Source organism: Escherichia sp. XD33, assembly GCF_019375075.1.
GTDB lineage: Bacteria > Pseudomonadota > Gammaproteobacteria > Enterobacterales > Enterobacteriaceae > Enterobacter > Enterobacter flexneri_A.
Genome location: NZ_JAENDM010000314.1, coordinates 1 through 611, shown reverse-complemented (window position 1 = coordinate 611; position 611 = coordinate 1). Strand labels below are relative to the sequence as shown.

1 protein-coding gene is annotated in these 611 nt (G+C 52.4%); it reads right to left on the bottom strand.

What is annotated here, in order from left to right; genetic code table 11:
* A partial coding sequence (locus K0778_RS26980) for an AadA family aminoglycoside 3''-O-nucleotidyltransferase (RefSeq protein WP_072794643.1) occupies positions 1-611 on the bottom strand: 611 nt, incomplete at both ends.

Below are 611 nucleotides of genomic sequence, written 5' to 3'. Positions count from 1 at the left end.
ACAAATTCTTCCAACTGATCTGCGCGCGAGGCCAAGCGATCTTCTTCTTGTCCAAGATAAGCCTGTCTAGCTTCAAGTATGACGGGCTGATACTGGGCCGGCAGGCGCTCCATTGCCCAGTCGGCAGCGACATCCTTCGGCGCGATTTTGCCGGTTACTGCGCTGTACCAAATGCGGGACAACGTAAGCACTACATTTCGCTCATCGCCAGCCCAGTCGGGCGGCGAGTTCCATAGCGTTAAGGTTTCATTTAGCGCCTCAAATAGATCCTGTTCAGGAACCGGATCAAAGAGTTCCTCCGCCGCTGGACCTACCAAGGCAACGCTATGTTCTCTTGCTTTTGTCAGCAAGATAGCCAGATCAATGTCGATCGTGGCTGGCTCGAAGATACCTGCAAGAATGTCATTGCGCTGCCATTCTCCAAATTGCAGTTCGCGCTTAGCTGGATAACGCCACGGAATGATGTCGTCGTGCACAACAATGGTGACTTCTACAGCGCGGAGAATCTCGCTCTCTCCAGGGGAAGCCGAAGTTTCCAAAAGGTCGTTGATCAAAGCTCGCCGCGTTGTTTCATCAAGCCTTACGGTCACCGTAACCAGCAAATCAATATC